Here is a 17,396-nt window from a genome sequence, read left to right as displayed (position 1 = left end):
GTAGCTTGTAGCTTGTAGCTTGTAGCTTGTAGCTTGTAGCTTGTAGCTTGTAGCTGTCAGCTCCGCTCAGCCAGATCCCGCATGGCCGCGATCAGCTTGCTCAGGTCTGCAGGCTCAATCACAAACGGCGGCATGATGTAGACCAGCTTGCCGAAGGGGCGAATCCAGACACCTTGCTCGACAAAGGTTTTCTGCACCTCTTCCATGGCCACCGGTTGCTGCATTTCCATCACGCCGATCGCACCCAGCACACGGGCATCTGCCACGCTGTCGCATTGCTTCAAGGGCAGCAGCTCCGCCTTCAGCTGTGCCTCAATGGCTGCGACCCGCGCCTCCCAATCTGAATCCTGCAACAGCTGAATGCTGGCATTGGCTACCGCACAGGCCAACGGGTTGCCCATGAAGGTGGGGCCATGCATCAGCACGCCGGCCTCGCCCTCACAAATCCCCGCAGCTACCCGGTCGGTGCACAGGGCCGCAGCCAGGGTCATGTAGCCGCCGGTGATGGCCTTGCCCAGGCAGAGAATGTCCGGACAGACACCCGCATGCTCCAGGGCAAACAGCTTGCCGGTACGACCGAAGCCGGTGGCGATTTCATCGAAGATCAGCAGTACATTGAACTCGTCGCACAATGCACGTACCGCTTTCAGGTACTGCGGACTGTAAATACGCATGCCCCCGGCACCCTGCACCACCGGCTCGAGGATGATCGCCGCGATTTCATCGCCATGTTGTTCCAGTTGTGTGCGCACTGCCGTCACATCAGCAGGATCCAGCGGGCCGTCGAACGGACTCTGTGGCGCCTCGGCAAAGTGATGCTGCGCCAGCACACCGCTGAACAGGGAATGCATGCCATTGACCGGATCACAGGCTGCCATGGCCCCGAAAGTGTCACCGTGATAGCCATTGCGCAGGGCCAGCAGCTTGTCCTTGCCGGTGTGCCCCTGACTCAACCAGAACTGCAGCGCCATCTTGATGGCCACTTCCACCGACACCGAGCCGCTGTCCGCCAGAAAGACTTTCTGTAGCGGCTCCGGCGTTAATGCCACCAGTTTCTTGCCCAGCTCCACCGCCGGTTCGTGGGTCAGGCCACCGAACATGACGTGGGCCATGCGGTCTATCTGGTCTTTCGCCGCCTGGTTCAACACTGGATGGTTATAACCATGCACCGCCGCCCACCAGGACGACATGCCATCCACCAGCTCACGGCCATCCTCCAGCGTCAATCGAACGCCTTTGGCGCTGGCCACCGGAAAAGTCGGCAGCGGCTTGGACGTGGAGGTATACGGGTGCCAGAGATGGTCACGGTCGAAATCGAGATCGGTGGTCATGGGACGTCCGGGCAATACGTGGAAGGGAAGAATGGCAGGGGGGCACTGAAAATTCAAAGCTCAAGGTCGCGCCCCTGCAGGAGCCCCTCTCGAGGTGCGAACCGAGCGGTAGCGAGTAACAAATTTGTTCGCACCTCGAGAGGGGCTCCTACTGTGCCGCTAACTCGCCAAGCGCCCTCTGCAGCCCCTCGCACTGTGCCAGCTCGGGCACCAGCACCAGCATCCAGCCCATGGCATCCACCGGCTTGCCTGCCGGTAACAGGCTGACGCACAGGCCTGGCAGCGTGGTGAGCAACCAGCGCTCGCCCTCCAACTCCACCTGCTGGAGCTGGCGTTTGAATTCCGGCAGGCGCGAGTCTGTGGATGCCTTGCGGCGAACCTCTCGCAACGGACGCAGATATTCGGTTTCGAAGGATCCTGCCAGCTCCGCCATGCGCCGGCCGACCAGCGCATCCGGCTGCTTGCCGCATTCCGCCAGCCACAGGCCACACAGCAGCAGTGACACCGGCACCTGAAAGTCATCCTGTAAATGCAGACAGGCCTGTTCGAACTTCCGGTCCTGCCAACGCAGCAGGGCATAACGCCACAGATCCTGTTTCACGGTATCGTCCACGGTTTCCCCCATAGCGTAGCTGGCTTACACTGCGCCGGTTTCTTCACTGGATGTCGTTCATGCTCTCTCTGGAACATATCAACCTGCGCCGCGGCCCGGATCTTCTTCTCGAAGATACCAGCTTTGTGCTTCACAAAGGCTGGCGCGTTGGGCTGGTGGGCCGCAACGGCACCGGCAAGAGCTCGCTGTTCAAGCTTATCATGGGCGAACTGGAGAGCGATGGCGGCAACCTGAACTTCCCCGCTGACTGGCGGTTGGCGATGATGGCCCAGGAAGTCCCTGCGCTGGCGCGGCCGGCAGTTGACTATGTGCTTGATGGTCACAAGGCATTGCGTGCTGCGCAACAAAAATTGGCCGATGCAGAAAACAAGGGTGACAACCATGCCATCGCGGTGGCCCATGGCGAACTGGAAGCCCTCCACGCCTGGCAGCAACCTGCCCGTGCTGCCACCTTGCTGGCCGGCCTGGGATTCAGCGAAGCGCAGCAGCAACAACCGGTGTCCAGTTTCTCCGGTGGATGGCGCATGCGTCTTAACCTGGCGCAGGTATTGTTAAGCGATGCCGATTTGCTGCTGCTCGATGAGCCCACCAACCATCTGGATCTGGACGCCATTCTCTGGCTGCAAGGCTATCTGGTACAACAGGCTGGCGCCCTGCTGGTGATTTCCCACGATCGCTCTTTCCTTGATGCCACGGTCAATCAGATCCTGCATATTGAACGACAGAAACTGCATCACTACAGCGGCGGCTATTCCGACTTTGAACGTCAGCGCGCCGAGCAGCTGGCATTGCAACAGAAAATGCACGACAAGCAGCAGGTTCAGGTAGCGCATCTGCAAAAATTCATTGCCCGCTTCAAGGCCAAGGCCAGCAAGGCAAAGCAGGCCCAGAGCCGCGTCAAGGCACTGGAAAAGCTGGAAATGATTGCCCCGGCCCATGTGGATTCCGGCTTCAGTTTCGATTTTCACGCGCCGCAAAAGCTGCCCAACCCGATGGAGAATCTGGAGGGGGTGCAATGCGGCTATCACAGCGATAATGGCGATGTGGCGATTCTGGATAACGTCAGCCTGAGTCTGCGACCGGAATCCCGGCTTGGCCTGCTGGGGCCCAACGGCGCCGGCAAATCCACCCTGATTCGCACCCTGGTTGGCGAGCTGCCGCCATTGAAAGGCCGCTTCGAGAAAGACAACGATCTGGCTATCGGCTACTTCCACCAGCAACAGGTGGACCGGCTAGATCACAGTGACACGCCCTACCAGATGCTGTCGCGCTTCTATCCCACGTGGAGCGAGTCACAGCTGCGTGGCGAACTGGGCCGCTTCGGCTTCAATGGTGATGATGTGTTTGCCCCCATCGGGCGTTTTTCCGGCGGCGAAAAATCCCGTCTTGCGCTTGCCATGATCGTCCAGGAAAAACCCGCCCTGCTGGTGCTGGATGAACCGGCCAACCACCTGGACCTGGACATGCGTGAAGCGCTGACAATGGCCCTCCAGGCTTTCGAAGGTGCCGTGGTGATGGTGTCTCACGATCGCCACTTGCTGGAAACCACCGTGGACGAATTCTGGTTGGTGGCCAATGGGGCCGTGACCCGCTTCGATGGCGATCTGGACGACTACGCCCGCTGGCTGCAACAGAATCGCAAGGACGGCAAACCGGCTCGCGAAGAAAAAATCGATGACGGCATGGATGCCAAGGCGCGACGCCAGCTTGCCGCACAGAAACGCGAACAGCTGCGCCCGCTGAAAAAGCAGGTGGAGAAACTCGAGAAACAACTGGCCGAGTGCGAAAGCCAGCTGGGAAAAACCGAAACGGCACTGGGCGACGAGTCGCTCTACACCGATGACAGCCGCAAGAACGAAATGAACGGACTACTGGGTGATCAGGCACGTCTTAAAAAACAACATGATGAGCTGGAAGGCGAATTGCTGGAAGCCATGGAAGCGTTAGAGGCAGCAGAAGCGGAGATCGGCTAGCCGGCAAAGCTTCGACTGAGTTTCGAGTTTCGAAAATCAAAAACCCAAGAACCTTTTTGGGTTGGATAGGATCTTGCTCTTCGAAACTCGAAACTCGTGACTTACCCCTTCATCCGGCAAGCTCAGGTTTGCCCCAAAAAAACGCGCACGTGAAACCGGAGCCAGGCATAAATCACATCTCTACCAACTGCGACTGGTAAACCACCGGCCCGGTGGGCTGGCCAGTGGGCGAACCGCCTTTGGGCTCAAGACTGATGGCCAACGAACGACTCTTCAGCAATTCGCGCACCTGCTCATCATTCAGCGTAATCCTGAGTTCAGCGCCTTCGGTGGGCAACACGGTGAGCGAAATCGGCACGCCGGATTCGGACAACAACCACAACTCATAATCCTGATCTGTGCCGGCTGCCACTGGAGGCAGGGATTTCAGTGTAAGGCTGTGATCTCCCGCGGAGGCATTCATCACCCATAACGGCTGGGCCTGCTCAGACTGCACCACGGCAACCAAACCGGAAGCGGGCTGTGAAGGCAGCGGCGTCCACACCAGCAACGCCAACACGGCAGCCATGGCCAGGCTCGCTGTCCAGCGCCAGAATGACAGGCCGAACCCTCTTTCAGATGTAGCTTGTGGCGGCGCAGGGAACAAACGCGACTCGATGGCATTCCACAGGGCCGGCGGCGGTTCGGTTTCAGGCAGGCTGCTGTTGAACGGTTCCAGCCTTCGCTCCCAGTACCATACTTGCCGACGCAACCGGGGGGACTCCATCATCCAGCGTTCAAAACGCTTGCGCGCGGCGCCCTGCAGCGTGCCGACTACGAACTCGGATGCCAGCGCCTGATTGCGCTCGAAACTGTCTGGCTTCATGAGCCGAGACACCGTCTCAAAACTGAAAGCCCACGACGCACCAGACTCTTGGTGGTTCCCAATGGCTGTCCCATGGCGACTGCGAGCTCCTGATGGGTAAAACCGCGAAAATAGGCCATTTCAATAGTAGAGCGATATCGTTCGTCGAGATCCTTTAGACAATCGCTTAACCGCTGCCGGTCTAGCTGGGCATCTGCCCGCTCCATCGGCCCCGCATCTTCACTCATTTTAACGGATGCCACCTGGTCGAAATCCACATGATGACGACGGCGGCGAAGCGCATCCAGGCAGCGATAACGCCCGATAGACATGAGCCAGGTGATTGGTGTACCCCGGTCGGCGTGGTACTCGCCTGCGTTATGCCACACTTGAATGTAAGTTTCCTGCAGCACGTCCTGAGCCTCATCCTTGTTACGCAACAGATGCAGGCACATGCCGTACAGCGCTGCACTGGTTTGCTGATAAAGACTGGCAAACGATTGCCGGTCTCCCTGAGCGGACCTTGCCAGCAATGTCACCAACCGTTCGTTATCGCAATCCATGACCTGAACCTGACTGAAGATTAGATCTCAGTCATGACATCGCTCCTGTCAGTAGTACGTGAATAAAGCGGACATGGATGCATAAAAAAACAAAATATTTTTTGCATCCATTCGCCATCCGCGCGCGTAACTCTCTTCACAATACCCACTAAGGGAGACAGACCATGCAACGCCATTCATTTATTTTACCCGCTGCCTGTACGTTGGCAGCACTCCTTGCCAGCTCGATATCGCTGGCCTCCAGCCACCGGGAGGCCCCCTTCATCACTGGTATGCCCAAGGTCGACGGCACCGATTTCTACATGTTCAACAGCTATGAATCCGGTCGGGACGGTTATGTCACGCTGATTGCCAACTACCTGCCCCTGCAGGATGCCTATGGCGGCCCGAACTACTTCTCCCTGGACGACGATGCCATCTACGAGATTCATATCGACAACACCGGTAATGCCCGGGAAGACATAACCTTCCAGTTCCAGTTCAACACGGAACGCAAGAACCTGGCGGTGGATGTGGGCGGCGTTAACGTACCCGTTCCGTTGATTAATATCGGCGCCATCACTGCTGCCGACAACACGGCCCAGAACGTGCTGGAAAGCTACACGGTGAAAATGATCACCGGTGATCGTCGTACCGGTAACGTACAAACGCTCACCAACGCTGGCAGTGGCAGTGACACCTTTGCCAAGCCACTGGACAATATCGGCACCCAATCGATTCCGGACTACGCCACCTATGCGGATTCCTTTGTTTATGATGTGACCATTCCCGACTGCCCCATGCCCGGCAAGGTATTTGCTGGCCAACGTCAGGAAGGCTTCGTGGTCAATCTCGGCGAAGTGTTTGATCTGGTCGCCCTGAACCCACTGGGCGCTCGTGATTCGCGAAGAAACACCATTGGCGACAAGAACGTGACCAGCCTGGCACTGGAAGTGCCGGCCTCCTGCCTGACCGGCGAAAACACCGTGATCGGCGGCTGGACCACCGCCAGCGTTCGCCAGGCCACTGTCTTCAACCCTGCCCCGCAAGGCACTGACACCACGGCCAGCGCCAATGCGAAAGGCCCGGCAGTGAAAGGCGGCGCTTATACCCAGGTATCCCGCCTCGGCAACCCACTGGTGAATGAGGTGGTAATTGGTCTTCAGGACAAGGACCGCTTCAATACCAGCGAGCCCAAAGACGATGGCCAGTTTGCCACTTACGTGACCAACCCTACGCTGCCCGCACTGGTTGAAATCCTGTTTGGTGTGCCTGCACCAGAAACCCCGCGAAATGATCTGGTCACGGTTTTCCTGACCGGCGTACCCGGTGTGACTCAGCTGCCAACCGTGACCGCCAGTGAAATGCTACGTCTGAATACCGGTGTCCCCGCTACTGCAGCAGGCGCACAGGTGGATCTTGGCGTCGCCGGTGGCGACTTTGCCGGCTTCCCCAATGGCCGTCGCCCTATTGATGACGTGGTGGATATCGCCCTGACGGCAGCCGAAGGCTTCCTGTGTGGTCTGGATTTGAATGGTGAAGCCGCCGGCGGTGAGCTTGGCAACTGCGGCACCCAGGATAGTCAGGTGAATGGCGGAGCCATTGTGAACGATGGCGCATTGCCCGACCCGGCTGCCTACCTCACCGTGTTCCCGTATCTGAACACCCCGCTGCCGGGTGCTGACAATGTTGCGGTGGAATAACAGGAGGACACCATGCGTTTATTACCCAGCGTTACCCTGTTGTTGTCCGCCCTGGCGTTAAGCGCCTGTGGCGGAGATGACGACAATGATGTTCCGCCACCGCAGGCTAACGCGGCGATCAACTACACCGCGTTCGTCAAGGTGCAGTTGGCCAACACCCGCGACACCCGCGATCCGGTGAACATCAACAACATCCGTTTCATCAATCGGGACATGGATAACCCACAGGCTTATGACAGTGTTCTCGATAGCAACAAGTAAAGGAGCGGAACGGGGGGCGTGTCATCACTGCAATCTTGTGGTGGCACGTTTTTTTGTCGCACTGTTCAGCCTGCTTGCCGGGCTGGCCAGTGCGGCACCCTATACCCCGAACTCCGACGACCAGATTCTTGTCCGCTTGTCCCCTGCTGAACAGGCTCTGGGACAACCGGCTTCAGCGGGCAGCGAGGCCAACGCCATCCGTCAGGCCCGCGAGTATATTGACTATGCCCGACAGCGGGAGGACTCCCGCTTTCTTGGTTATGCACGGGCCATCCTGTCGCCCTGGCTGGGTTCCCCTTCATCCCCGCCCATTGCCCTGCTGATGGCAGAGATTGAGCAACGCCAGCATCAGTTTGCTCAGGCACAAACCCGTCTGACCAAACTGCTCGAACGCCATCCCAATGATGGCCAGGCCTGGCTGATGCTGGCCAATCTTCACCGGGTGCAGGGGCGTTTTGAGGATGCCCGACATGCCTGCCGCCAAGGCGCGTCGACCCTGCCACCTACCACCGTGGTGATTTGCCAGAGCAGCATCCAGGCCATGACAGGCCAACTGCCAAAGGCCTGGCAAACCCTGCAACGACTGGCTGACAGCGGACTCGCCTCACCCGGCAATGAGCAACGCTGGTTGCACACCCTGCTTGCCGAAATGGCGATTCAGCAGGGTCTCTATGATCAGGCCAATAACTACCTCAATGCGGCCTTGCAAGACGCCCCGCAGCCCCCCTATCTGGTCTATCTGCAAAACGATCTGAGACTGATGCGGGGCGACAATGACAAAGTCATTGCGGCATTGCAGCCATGGCAGGATCGGGAGAATGCGTTGCTGCGCCTCGCCATTGCCGCACAGCGCAGCCACCATCCCGATGCAGATCGCTGGCAACAGGCGTATCAGGATTTGCTGAACGCTGCGCAGCAGTCCGGACGGGATATTCATCTGCGTGAACAGGCGCGCTTCCAGCTACAGGTTTCAGCGCGCCCCGAGGCCGCCCTGCAAACCGCTCAAGCCAACTGGGAAACGCAGCGTGAAATCAGCGACCTGCGCATTCTGCTCGCCAGCGCTGCGGCCAGTGGCGATCAGGATGCCCATCAGCAGGCCATGCAGTTCATCGATCTCCATGGCATCAGCGATGCACCCTCACAACCGCTCCAGGATGCCTCACCATGAAACGATTGCTTTGCTGCCTGCTGCTGGTAGTCACCGGGATGGCTGAGGCCCATAAGCCCAGCGACAGCTATCTGCAACTGGAAACCCGTTCTGACAGCACAGCGGTGAGCGGTCGTTGGGATATCGCCCTGCGCGACCTGAATCTGGTATTGCCGCTGGATACCAACAAGGATGGGGCGATCACCTGGGGGGAGCTGCAACGCCAGCAGCCGGCACTGAACGGAAAAGTGCTCGCCATGCTTAGCGTCAATGCCATGGCTGACGGACAGACCGCAGGCTGCCCCTTGAACCTGACCCGACTTCAGGTGATCGATCACGTGGACGGGCAATATGCCGCGCTACATTTGCAGGGCAACTGCAACATGGCACCGCAACGCCTGGACGTGGATTACCAGTTCCTGTTTCAACAGGATCCGGATCACCATGGCCTGCTGCGGTTAAGCCAGGATGATGCGGTGATCAGCACCACCTTCAGTGACGGTGAGCGTCGCCAGCAACTCGGCAGCGATTCCGGCTGGCAGTCCTTCCAGGGGTTTATCGGCCAAGGTGTTCATCACATTTTGATCGGCTATGACCACATCCTGTTTCTGCTCACCTTGCTGTTTCCTGCTGTGCTGATCTGGCGCACCGGGGGCTGGCAACCGGCACCGAGCATGACACAGGCACTGGGCCAGACCCTCTCCATCGTCACCGCCTTTACCCTGACCCATTCGCTGACACTGGCGCTGGCCACCCTGGGCATCATCACGCTGCCCTCCTGGTTGGTAGAATCCGCCATCGCCGCCACTGTGGCACTGGGCGCCATCGCCAATCTGCTGCCCCGCTACTTCCCGCGACGCTGGGTCATGGCCTTCGTGTTCGGCCTGATTCACGGCCTGGGTTTTGCCTCTGTGCTGGCCGATCTTGGCCTCACCGACAGCGGCGTCTTCCTGCCGTTACTGGGTTTCAACCTGGGCGTAGAGCTGGGTCAGGTCGCCATCGTGATGGTCTTTGTCCCCATCGCTTACCTGCTGCGGCAAACGCACTTTTATCAGCGGATTTTCGTGCCGGCAGGGTCGCTATCCATCATGGTACTGGCCGGAGTATGGCTGGTGGAACGGCTTAATTGAATCAGCATCAAAAACCAAATAATGCCGCAGGAGCCTGCCTGCAGGCGAATTCGAGTTGCGAGTTGCGAGTTGCGAGTTGCGAAAATCAAAACCCGGGCTGCCCAAGTGCAAAAGGTTTTTCTTTTACCCTTTTGATTTTCGCAACTTGAAACGCGTTGCTTGACCCTCACCAAACAAGCTTGCACGGCTTCAAATAAAATCCTGCGCACAAAAAAACCGCCCCGGATAACCGGGGCGGCTTTTTATCAAGTTGAACATTCGCGGGAGCGCGGCGCCAATCGCTTGAGGCTGGCACACACCAACCCGCGTTTAAACTTTCAACTTTTCACTTTCAACTAAGCCTTACAGCACTTCCACGATGGTCGCGTTGGCAGTGCCCAGACCTTCACAGATCGCCAGCAGACCATACTTGCCACCACGACGCTTCAGTTCGTAAATCAGGGTACCCATCAGCTTGGTACCGGTGGCACCCAGCGGGTGACCCAGCGCCTGAGCGCCGCCGTTGACGTTGAGCTTGTCGTAGTCAGCGCCGATCGCCTTCATCCATGCCAGCGGCACAGAACCAAAGGCTTCGTTCACTTCGTAAAGATCGATGTCGCCAATGGTCATGCCGGCATCTTTGAGGACTTTTTCGGTGGCAGGAATCGGACCTTCCAGCACCATGGTCGGATCAGAACCAACCACGGACATAGCATGGATGCGCGCCAGCGGCGTCAGGCCAAATTCTTTCAGCGCCTTCTCGCTAACGATCATCAAGGCGGACGCACCATCGGTAATCTGGCTGGCGTTGGCCGCACTGATATAACCGCCTTCCACCAGCGGATTCAGCGCCTTGATGGCCTCAAGCTCAGCTTCCCAGCGAATACCTTCATCCACCAGATGCTCTTCCTGGCTACCATCTTCCAGGGTCACGGTGACCGGAATGATTTCTTCCTTGAAGCGGCCCGCTTCAGTAGCTGCCATGCCACGCTTGTGAGAGTCATAGGCGAACTGATCCAGCTCTTCCTTGCTCACACCGTACTTGGCTGCCATGCGCTCAGCACCATTGAACTGGCTGAAGCTCTCGCCGGGATAACGCTCGCTGATAATGCCGGTAAACGGGTTGCCCATTTCCTTCACGGCGGTTACCGGGGAACCAATCGGCACCTGGCTCATGGATTCCACACCACCGGCAATGATCACATCCTGGGTGCCGCTCATCACTGCCTGGGCAGCAAAATGGATGGCCTGCTGGGAGGAGCCACACTGGCGGTCGATGGACACACCCGGTACGGATTCCGGCAGGCAGGAGCTGAGGATGGAGGTACGTGCCACGTTGAACGTCTGCGGACCAATCTGGCTGACACAACCAAAGATCACGTCATCCACTTTCTCAGCCGGAATGCCGGTGCGCTCGACAACAGCATCAATGACCTTGCCGCCCATGTCCGCCGGATGCGTCTTGCTCAAACGACCGTTTTTCTTGCCACCTGCGGTACGTACCGCCGCTACGATATATGCTTCTGCCACCTGGGCCTCCTCAATCTTGCTGACTGATTACCACGGGAAATATGGCTAGCAGGCTACGATGCAGCCGGGCCTCGCTCAATGACGCCTTTTTTTACCGCTCTGTGAATCCGGTCAGCCCGGGTTAAGTAAAAAAACATAAAGTTCGAAAAAATCGATTAAATCCCAACACTTATACCTCTTTTTTATCAAAAAGGCTGGAATGATCATAACCAGCAAGACAGTGCGCGCGACGCGCACCGCTGGCAGAACAACAAAGCGCAGCATTCAAAACCCGTCCAGCACCCAGGTTTCGGCCCAAGCCGACAACGTAGCCACAGGGTGAAGACAAACAATGAGGACCGCACAACACTCGACATCGACAAACCCTGCAATCATCACGGCGTTGGTGATTGCATTGCTGGTGATGGCGTCCACCGTATCTGCCGAGGCACTCCCCGGCCACAGAGATTCACTGCAGCTGGCAAGAGCGGGCGAGCCGGCATTTGATGCAGACCGGCCGCCATTGCCCCGGATTCAATCGAACCATGAGCAAGATACCGGCAGCTGGTCTTTCACTCTTGATAATGATGCGCTGGTCCCCGGCACACGTGATCAGGATTACACCTACGGAATCAGTGCCGCCGCCACAGGTACCAAGGCCCGGGATTTCATCCTTTCACTGGATGCTCCGCTGGGCTGGCTCGACCGTACCTTGGGTGTCCACGGCATTGGCCAGAGCAGCGTGCAGGGGCACAGCTTTGAAGCTGGCCTGTTCGGTTTTACCCCTGAAGACACAAGTGTCTCTTCACCTCAATACGATGATCGCCCTTATGCCAGCATGCTTTATGCCTCCAGTAGCCGCATTCAGGTCAATCCGCAGGAGCAGGTTGCCTGGCACAGCACCCTGACCGTGGGCGCACTGGGCCTGGATCTTGCCGGCAAGGTCCAGAACGGTGTGCACAAAGTGATTGGCAGTAAACATGCCGAAGGCTGGGGCAACCAGATCAGCGACGGAGGCGAACCCACCGCTCGCTACTCACTGGCGCGTCAGAAAACCCTGCCGGTTTCCTCGGACAATCTGGAAGTCAAAAGCACCATGGAAGGCTCCCTGGGGTACATCACCGAAGCACGCTGGAGCCTTAGTTTTCGTGCGGGCAAGCTGCGCAGCCCTTGGTGGCAGAGCAATCCGGAGCTGGTGCGCTATGGTGAGCGCAATAGTCCCACCACACGCGAACATATTCGCGAGCACTATGTGTGGGGCGGTATCGCCTTGATAGGGCGAGGCTACAACGCCTTCCTGCAGGGGCAGTTTCGCGACAGCGAAGTGAGCTATGACAGCGACGAGGTTAACCACGCCCTGGCCGAAGCCTGGCTGGGGTATACCTGGGCATTCGCCGACGGTTACCGACTGAGTTATGTGCTGCGCGGGCATACCTCAGAACTTCGCGAGGGAGAAGGCGACCGAAACGTACTGTGGGGCGGCCTGGTGTTTTCACGCAGCTTTTGATCAGGCGCCAGCAAGTGCTGCTTCCACAAAATCCAGACGGTCCTGGCCGAAGAACATTTCCTCGCCGACAAACAGGGTGGGTGCGCCAAAGACACCACGGCGCACTGCTTGCTCGGTGTTCTCCTTTAGCCGCGCCTTGACGGTGTCGTCCGCCGCCTGCGCCAGCCAGTACCCGGCGTCCAGATGGGCGGCACTGAGTACGCTTTCAACAACGTCCGGCTCAGATAGTTTGCAGGGCGCTTTCCACATGGCCTCGAACAACGCGCGCACCACCGCATCCTGCTCCGGGGTGCCGGCGGCCGCAGCGGCAATGCGCATGGGCATCAGCGTGTTCACTGGAAAATGCGGGTTCATGGTCAGCGGCACCTGATAACGCTCTGCGTAACGGGCGAGATCGCGCATCATGTACATGCCCTTGGCGGGAACGGCGCCCGGCGGATTATTACCGGTGGCCTTGAAGATACCGCCCAGCAGAACCGGCGTCAGTGCCAGCTCGGCACCGGTACGCTCGCACAGGGCCGGGAGCTGACTCCAGGCCAGGTATGCCGTGGGGCTGCCCACATCAAAGAGGAATTCGACTTTCTTGCTCATGCGTTTGTCCTTTCAGGTTGTTCCATCGGTACATCGCCAGCGACGACGATCTTTACGTTTTGCGTGTCGCGCTTTTTTAGAATGTTTCCATCCACGGACGCAGATCCAGTTCGTGGGTCCAGGCATCGCGGGGCTGCTGGTGGAGCATCCAGTAGCTGTCGGCAATATGTTCCGGATTGAGGATGCCATCCTGGTCTTTTTTGGCGTACATGGCGGGGAAGTTATCGCGAATAAAATCGGTATCAATGGCACCGTCGATAATCGGGTGAACCACATGGATACCCTGGGGGCCCAGCTCACGCGCCATGCTTTGCGCCAGGGCTCGCAGTGCGAACTTGGCACCGGCAAAGGCGGAAAACCCGCTACTGCCCCGCAATGAGGCGGTGGCGCCGGTAAAGATTATCGTGCCCTTCTGACGCGGCACCATCACCCGTGCCGCCTCCCTGCCGGTGAGAAAACCGGCAAAGGCCGCCATCTCCCAGACCTTGCGATACACCCGGGCGGTGGTCTCCCGAATCGAGAAACGCACATTGGCGCCGATATTGAACACCACCACCGCCAGTGGCCCGACCTCTTTTTCGATGGTATCGAACAGGGCTGTCATGGCGTCTTCATCACGGGCATCGCAACCAAAGGCCCGCACCCAGCCGCCGTCCTGCTGAATGCTTTCAACCAATGGTGCCAGTGCCTCTTCAGTGCGCCGGGTAACACACACCCGGTACCCTTCGCGGGCAAACCGGCGGGCAATGGCCCCACCGGTGGCATCACCGGCACCAATCACCAACATGGCTGCATTTTGCATGGCTTTCTCCCGGGTGGGGTCAGTAGGTTCTCAATTGGAACTCATAGTGGGTTCTTTTTTGGAACCCGTCAAGCGGGTATGATCGGAATCTCACTCCGGGAGTTCCTCATGCGCTGGCAAGATATCGACCAACAGCCCTGCTCACTGGCTCGCACCCTGGCCATCATTGGCGACAACTGGACCTTGCTGGTGCTGCGCGACTGCTTTCTGGGCGTTCGCCGCTTCGACGATTTCCAGCAACGGCTCGGCGTCACCCGCCATGTGCTGAGCGACCGGCTGCGCAAGCTGACCGAGGGAGGCATTCTGGCAAAGGTGGCGTATCAGGAACGTCCTACCCGCCATGAATATCGCCTGACAGAGAAAGGCAAAGACCTGTACCCCGTGATCGTCCACCTTGCCCAGTGGGGAGACAAATACCTGGCTGACGAGCACGGGGCCCCGCTCCACCGCATTCACACCACCTGCGGGCACACCCTGGATGCCCAGCTGCAATGCGGCCACTGCGGCAACACCGTAAACGCCAACGAGGTACAGGTGAAAGAAAACCCTGGGTTTGAAGGGAAGCTTTTAGTGAACAGTGAACAGTGAACAGTGAACAGTGAACAGTGAACAGTGAAGGCTGCCCGACCGGCTTACCCTGTCAAAAATTTGTTTTTCTTTTTTATAACGTAAAAGGCCGCACCTAAAACAGGGCGCGGCCTCATTCCTGGAAACAACCACAACGCGCTATCGCGCAACTATTAACTATTCACTGTTAATTATTAACTGCTTTCTTGCTGTTCTTTCAGCAGCCCCAACACCTTTTCCCGCAACCAGCCATGGGCAGGATCGCCGCTCTGGTCTCGATGCCAGTACAGGTGCATTTCCAGATCGCTGAGTTCAGCAGGCAACGGACAGACTGTCATGCCTTCACGGGACAAACGTCCCGCCAGCGTGGCCGGCAGGGACAACAGCAGATCGGTTTGCTGGACGGTACTGATGGCCGCCTGATAATGCTGGCAACGCATGCGGATATGGCGCCGGTACCCCAATCGCGCCAGCCCGAAATCTTCCAGTCCTGGCCCCTCCCGGCGCGACGACACCAGCACATGCTGGGCCGCCAGATAGGCCGGCAGATCCATGCCCTCCGCCAGCGGGTGGCCCTCGCGCATCAACACCACCATGGGGCCGGACAGCACCGGCACATGTTCGATGGTTTCCGGCATGGCGAGCATCACATCGCAGGCCAGATCCAGCCGGCCACTGGCCAACTCCGTAGCCATCTGGCGGCGGCGAATGGTCAGCGACTGCAGCCGCACGCCCGGTGCTTCGCCCACCAGTTCCGCCATCAGTGACGGCAGCAGACAACCTTCCAGCCCGTCACGCAGACCCAGCACAAAAGTCCGCTCGGCTTCAGCGGCATCGAATCCACCCTCATCGCTGAGACAACGCTGGAAACCGCCCAGGGAGTGTCGTACCGGGCTGATCATTGCCCGCGCCCTGGCGGTGGGCACCATGCGACTGCCCTGGCGCACAAACAGGGGGTCATCCAGACGGTCGCGCAGACGCCCGAGGGCATGACTAACCGCCGGTTGGGTCAGGTTGAGCACCTTGGCGGCGCGGGTCAGGGAACCCTCGGTATAGATGGCATCGAAGACCACAAACAAATTGAGATCAAACCGAGAGACATGCATGAAATTAATCAATTTCCATGTTGTTAATTCATTGGATTAATTGAAGCGTGGTTACTAGCATCGGTCAATGGATAGATGCCGCACGCCAGATGCTCGTCGCATGTCGCACGGCTTGCGGCCAAAACCACCACAACAACAGGGGACACCATGAACCAGACCTCTCAGCGTATTCTGATTACCGGCGGGGCCTCCGGGTTGGGCCGTGCCATGGCAGAGGCCTGGCTCAAGGACGGCGCCCGGGTATTTATCGGCGACGTCAACGATGAGCGTGGCCGGGAAACGGCGGCGCAGTTGTCCTCCCTGCCCGGCACCGTGGAATTTCAGCATCTGGATGTGCGGGATGCGGCCAGCTTCAATGCCGCCCGTGAATGGATCGAACAGCACTGGGGCGGTCTGGACGTACTGGTGAACAATGCCGGCGTGGCTGCCGCCGCGCGGATTGATCGCGGCGACCTGGCCGACTGGGACTGGATCTTCGATATCAACGTGAAAGGCCCGGTACGCGGTTGCAAGGTGTTCGTGCCGATGATGAAACGCCAGGGACACGGGCATATCGTCAATATCGCTTCCCTGGCCGGGTTGATGAATGCGCCGGTAATGGGTAGCTACAACGTGACCAAGGCCGGCGTCATCGCCCTGTCCGAAACCCTGCGCAACGAGCTGTCCATCCATAACATTGACTGCACCGTGGTCTGCCCCGGTTTCTTTCGCACCAACCTGCATGAATCCGTGCGCTCGCCGGAACCGGGCATGGTGGAGATGGTGGACAAGCTGCTTTCCAGCGACGAGCTCACCGCCAACCAGATTGCCGAGATGATCAAGCAGGCGGTGAACCGCAAACAGTTCCTGCTGATCCCCCACAAGAGTGCCCGGCGGGCCTGGTTCATCAAGCGCTTTGTCCCGCCCCTGTTCCGCCGCGTAATGCGCGACAGCGCCACTCGCCTGGAACGCCACATCAAGAAAGCGGAATCCGCCTGATGCCGGTGATCTATCTGATTCGCCATGGCCAGGCGAGCTTCGGCAAGCCTGACTATGACCAGCTGTCAGAGAATGGCTGGGCGCAGAGTCGCATTCTCGGCCAGGCCATGCAGAACCATGACCTGGGCGTTCCCCTGGCCATTTGTGGCAGCATGCGCCGTCACACAGAAACCGCCCAGGCCGCATTGACCGAACTGGGTCTCCCTGCCCAGTGGCGCACCGATACCGGTTTCAATGAGTACAACCACAAGGAAATTCTGGCCCTGGACTGGCCGCTGGCCGAGGACCATGCCGCCGTCACCGAATGGCTGATGCAACAGGAGCAGCCCCGCAAGGTGTTCCAGCAACGTTTCGAACAGGCCGTACGACGCTGGCAACGGGGTGAGGACAATTACAGTGAAAGCTGGTCACAGTTCCGCGAGCGGGTACTGGCCAGCACCTACAGCCTGGGCAACAGCCTGAGCAAGGGTGACAGCGCCCTGGTATTCACCTCCGGCGGCGCCATCAGTGTAATCATTCAGCATCTCATGAACCTGGACGACGACGCCCTGCTCACCTGGAATCGCACCTTGATCAATACCAGTGTGACACGACTGGTTGTGAATGCAGGGGCTTTGCGGCTAGTGTCAGTGAATGAACATCTACACCTGCCGACGGAGCAGGTGACGTATCGATAGCTGCAAGCTTCAAGCTGCAACGCGGTTCAGGCATTCCAGCGCGTCTATGCTGTGCCCGCGATTCAGGCTCGCGTCGCGGGCGGCGGAGTGTCAAATCACTCAGCCCTTTAACGCGTTGTAGCTTGTAGCTTGAAAC

17 protein-coding genes are annotated in these 17,396 nt (G+C 58.6%); 9 read left to right on the top strand and 8 right to left on the bottom strand.

Annotated elements, in window-relative coordinates; all coding sequences use genetic code 11:
* Positions 1-56 precede the first annotated feature (56 nt).
* Together bioA and GQF00_RS10910 are read right to left on the bottom strand one after the other, a co-directional pair.
* Positions 57-1,331, bottom strand: coding sequence for an adenosylmethionine--8-amino-7-oxononanoate transaminase (gene bioA, locus GQF00_RS10915; RefSeq protein WP_161319169.1), 1,275 nt, complete (start codon positions 1,329-1,331; stop codon positions 57-59).
* Between the two features lie 148 nt (positions 1,332-1,479).
* Positions 1,480-1,944 (bottom strand): TIGR02444 family protein, encoded by a 465-nt coding sequence (locus GQF00_RS10910; RefSeq protein ID WP_370519486.1) that lies wholly within the window; start codon positions 1,942-1,944, stop codon positions 1,480-1,482.
* 59 nt (positions 1,945-2,003) lie between these two features.
* Between GQF00_RS10910 and GQF00_RS10905 the strand changes: the two genes are divergently transcribed.
* The gene (locus GQF00_RS10905; protein ID WP_161319167.1) at positions 2,004-3,917 is read left to right on the top strand and encodes an ATP-binding cassette domain-containing protein; all 1,914 of its coding nucleotides are present in this window, start codon (positions 2,004-2,006) and stop codon (positions 3,915-3,917) included.
* A gap of 172 nt (positions 3,918-4,089) precedes the next feature.
* Here the strand turns inward: GQF00_RS10905 and GQF00_RS10900 are convergent, their stop codons facing one another.
* Together GQF00_RS10900 and GQF00_RS10895 are read right to left on the bottom strand one after the other, a co-directional pair.
* A complete protein-coding gene (locus tag GQF00_RS10900; RefSeq protein ID WP_161319166.1) occupies positions 4,090-4,782 on the bottom strand; it encodes an anti-sigma factor domain-containing protein in 693 nt (230 codons plus the stop codon).
* Entirely contained in the window at positions 4,779-5,324 is a 546-nt protein-coding gene (locus GQF00_RS10895) for a sigma-70 family RNA polymerase sigma factor (protein ID WP_161319165.1), read from the bottom strand. Before GQF00_RS10895 ends, GQF00_RS10900 begins: the two co-directional genes overlap by 4 nt.
* 164 nt (positions 5,325-5,488) lie before the next feature.
* Here GQF00_RS10895 and GQF00_RS10890 point away from each other — a divergent pair, with 164 nt between their 5' ends.
* Genes GQF00_RS10890 through GQF00_RS10875 form a run of 4 tightly spaced genes read left to right on the top strand, consistent with a single transcriptional unit; the run spans position 5,489 to position 9,544 of the window.
* On the top strand, positions 5,489-7,006 hold the full coding sequence (locus GQF00_RS10890; RefSeq protein ID WP_161319164.1) for a DUF4331 domain-containing protein: 1,518 nt from the start codon (positions 5,489-5,491) through the stop codon (positions 7,004-7,006).
* A gap of 12 nt (positions 7,007-7,018) precedes the next feature.
* Positions 7,019-7,267 carry a hypothetical protein gene (locus GQF00_RS10885; RefSeq protein ID WP_161319163.1) on the top strand — a complete coding sequence of 83 codons (249 nt, stop codon included), beginning with the start codon at positions 7,019-7,021 and terminating at the stop codon, positions 7,265-7,267.
* A 40-nt stretch (positions 7,268-7,307) separates the two neighbouring features.
* Positions 7,308-8,435, top strand: coding sequence for a tetratricopeptide repeat protein (locus tag GQF00_RS10880; protein WP_161319162.1), 1,128 nt, complete (start codon positions 7,308-7,310; stop codon positions 8,433-8,435).
* A complete protein-coding gene (locus tag GQF00_RS10875) occupies positions 8,432-9,544 on the top strand; it encodes a HupE/UreJ family protein (RefSeq protein ID WP_161319161.1) in 1,113 nt (370 codons plus the stop codon). The genes GQF00_RS10880 and GQF00_RS10875 overlap by 4 nt, the downstream gene beginning before the upstream one ends.
* A gap of 342 nt (positions 9,545-9,886) precedes the next feature.
* On the opposite strand, the gene GQF00_RS10870 is transcribed toward GQF00_RS10875, so the two are convergent.
* Complete coding sequence (locus tag GQF00_RS10870) at positions 9,887-11,053, bottom strand: acetyl-CoA C-acetyltransferase (protein WP_161319160.1); 1,167 nt, start codon at positions 11,051-11,053, stop codon at positions 9,887-9,889.
* A 331-nt stretch (positions 11,054-11,384) separates the two neighbouring features.
* On the opposite strand from GQF00_RS10870, the gene GQF00_RS10865 reads away from it, so the two are divergent.
* Positions 11,385-12,539 carry a lipid A deacylase LpxR family protein gene (locus GQF00_RS10865; protein WP_161319159.1) on the top strand — a complete coding sequence of 385 codons (1,155 nt, stop codon included), beginning with the start codon at positions 11,385-11,387 and terminating at the stop codon, positions 12,537-12,539.
* Here GQF00_RS10865 and GQF00_RS10860 read toward each other — a convergent pair whose 3' ends face one another.
* Positions 12,540-13,130, bottom strand: coding sequence for a 2-hydroxychromene-2-carboxylate isomerase (locus tag GQF00_RS10860; RefSeq protein WP_161319158.1), 591 nt, complete (start codon positions 13,128-13,130; stop codon positions 12,540-12,542).
* Between the two features lie 76 nt (positions 13,131-13,206).
* A complete protein-coding gene (locus GQF00_RS10855; protein ID WP_161319157.1) occupies positions 13,207-13,932 on the bottom strand; it encodes an SDR family oxidoreductase in 726 nt (241 codons plus the stop codon).
* A 108-nt stretch (positions 13,933-14,040) separates the two neighbouring features.
* Between GQF00_RS10855 and GQF00_RS10850 the strand changes: the two genes are divergently transcribed.
* The gene (locus GQF00_RS10850) at positions 14,041-14,520 is read left to right on the top strand and encodes a helix-turn-helix domain-containing protein (protein WP_161319156.1); all 480 of its coding nucleotides are present in this window, start codon (positions 14,041-14,043) and stop codon (positions 14,518-14,520) included.
* Positions 14,521-14,693: 173 nt separating this feature from the next.
* Here GQF00_RS10850 and GQF00_RS10845 read toward each other — a convergent pair whose 3' ends face one another.
* On the bottom strand, positions 14,694-15,605 hold the full coding sequence (locus tag GQF00_RS10845; protein ID WP_161319155.1) for a LysR family transcriptional regulator: 912 nt from the start codon (positions 15,603-15,605) through the stop codon (positions 14,694-14,696).
* Between the two features lie 147 nt (positions 15,606-15,752).
* Between GQF00_RS10845 and GQF00_RS10840 the strand changes: the two genes are divergently transcribed.
* Positions 15,753-16,583, top strand: coding sequence for an SDR family oxidoreductase (locus tag GQF00_RS10840; RefSeq protein ID WP_161319154.1), 831 nt, complete (start codon positions 15,753-15,755; stop codon positions 16,581-16,583).
* Complete coding sequence (locus tag GQF00_RS10835; RefSeq protein WP_161319153.1) at positions 16,583-17,260, top strand: histidine phosphatase family protein; 678 nt, start codon at positions 16,583-16,585, stop codon at positions 17,258-17,260. Before GQF00_RS10840 ends, GQF00_RS10835 begins: the two co-directional genes overlap by 1 nt.
* The last annotated feature ends 136 nt before the right edge of the window (positions 17,261-17,396 follow it).

Source organism: Alcanivorax sp. DP30 (genome assembly GCF_009882945.1).
In the GTDB taxonomy this organism is placed as follows: domain Bacteria; phylum Pseudomonadota; class Gammaproteobacteria; order Pseudomonadales; family Alcanivoracaceae; genus Alcanivorax.
The sequence above is the reverse complement of the archived record's forward strand: the minus strand, read 5'-3'. Positions and strand labels throughout refer to the sequence as shown.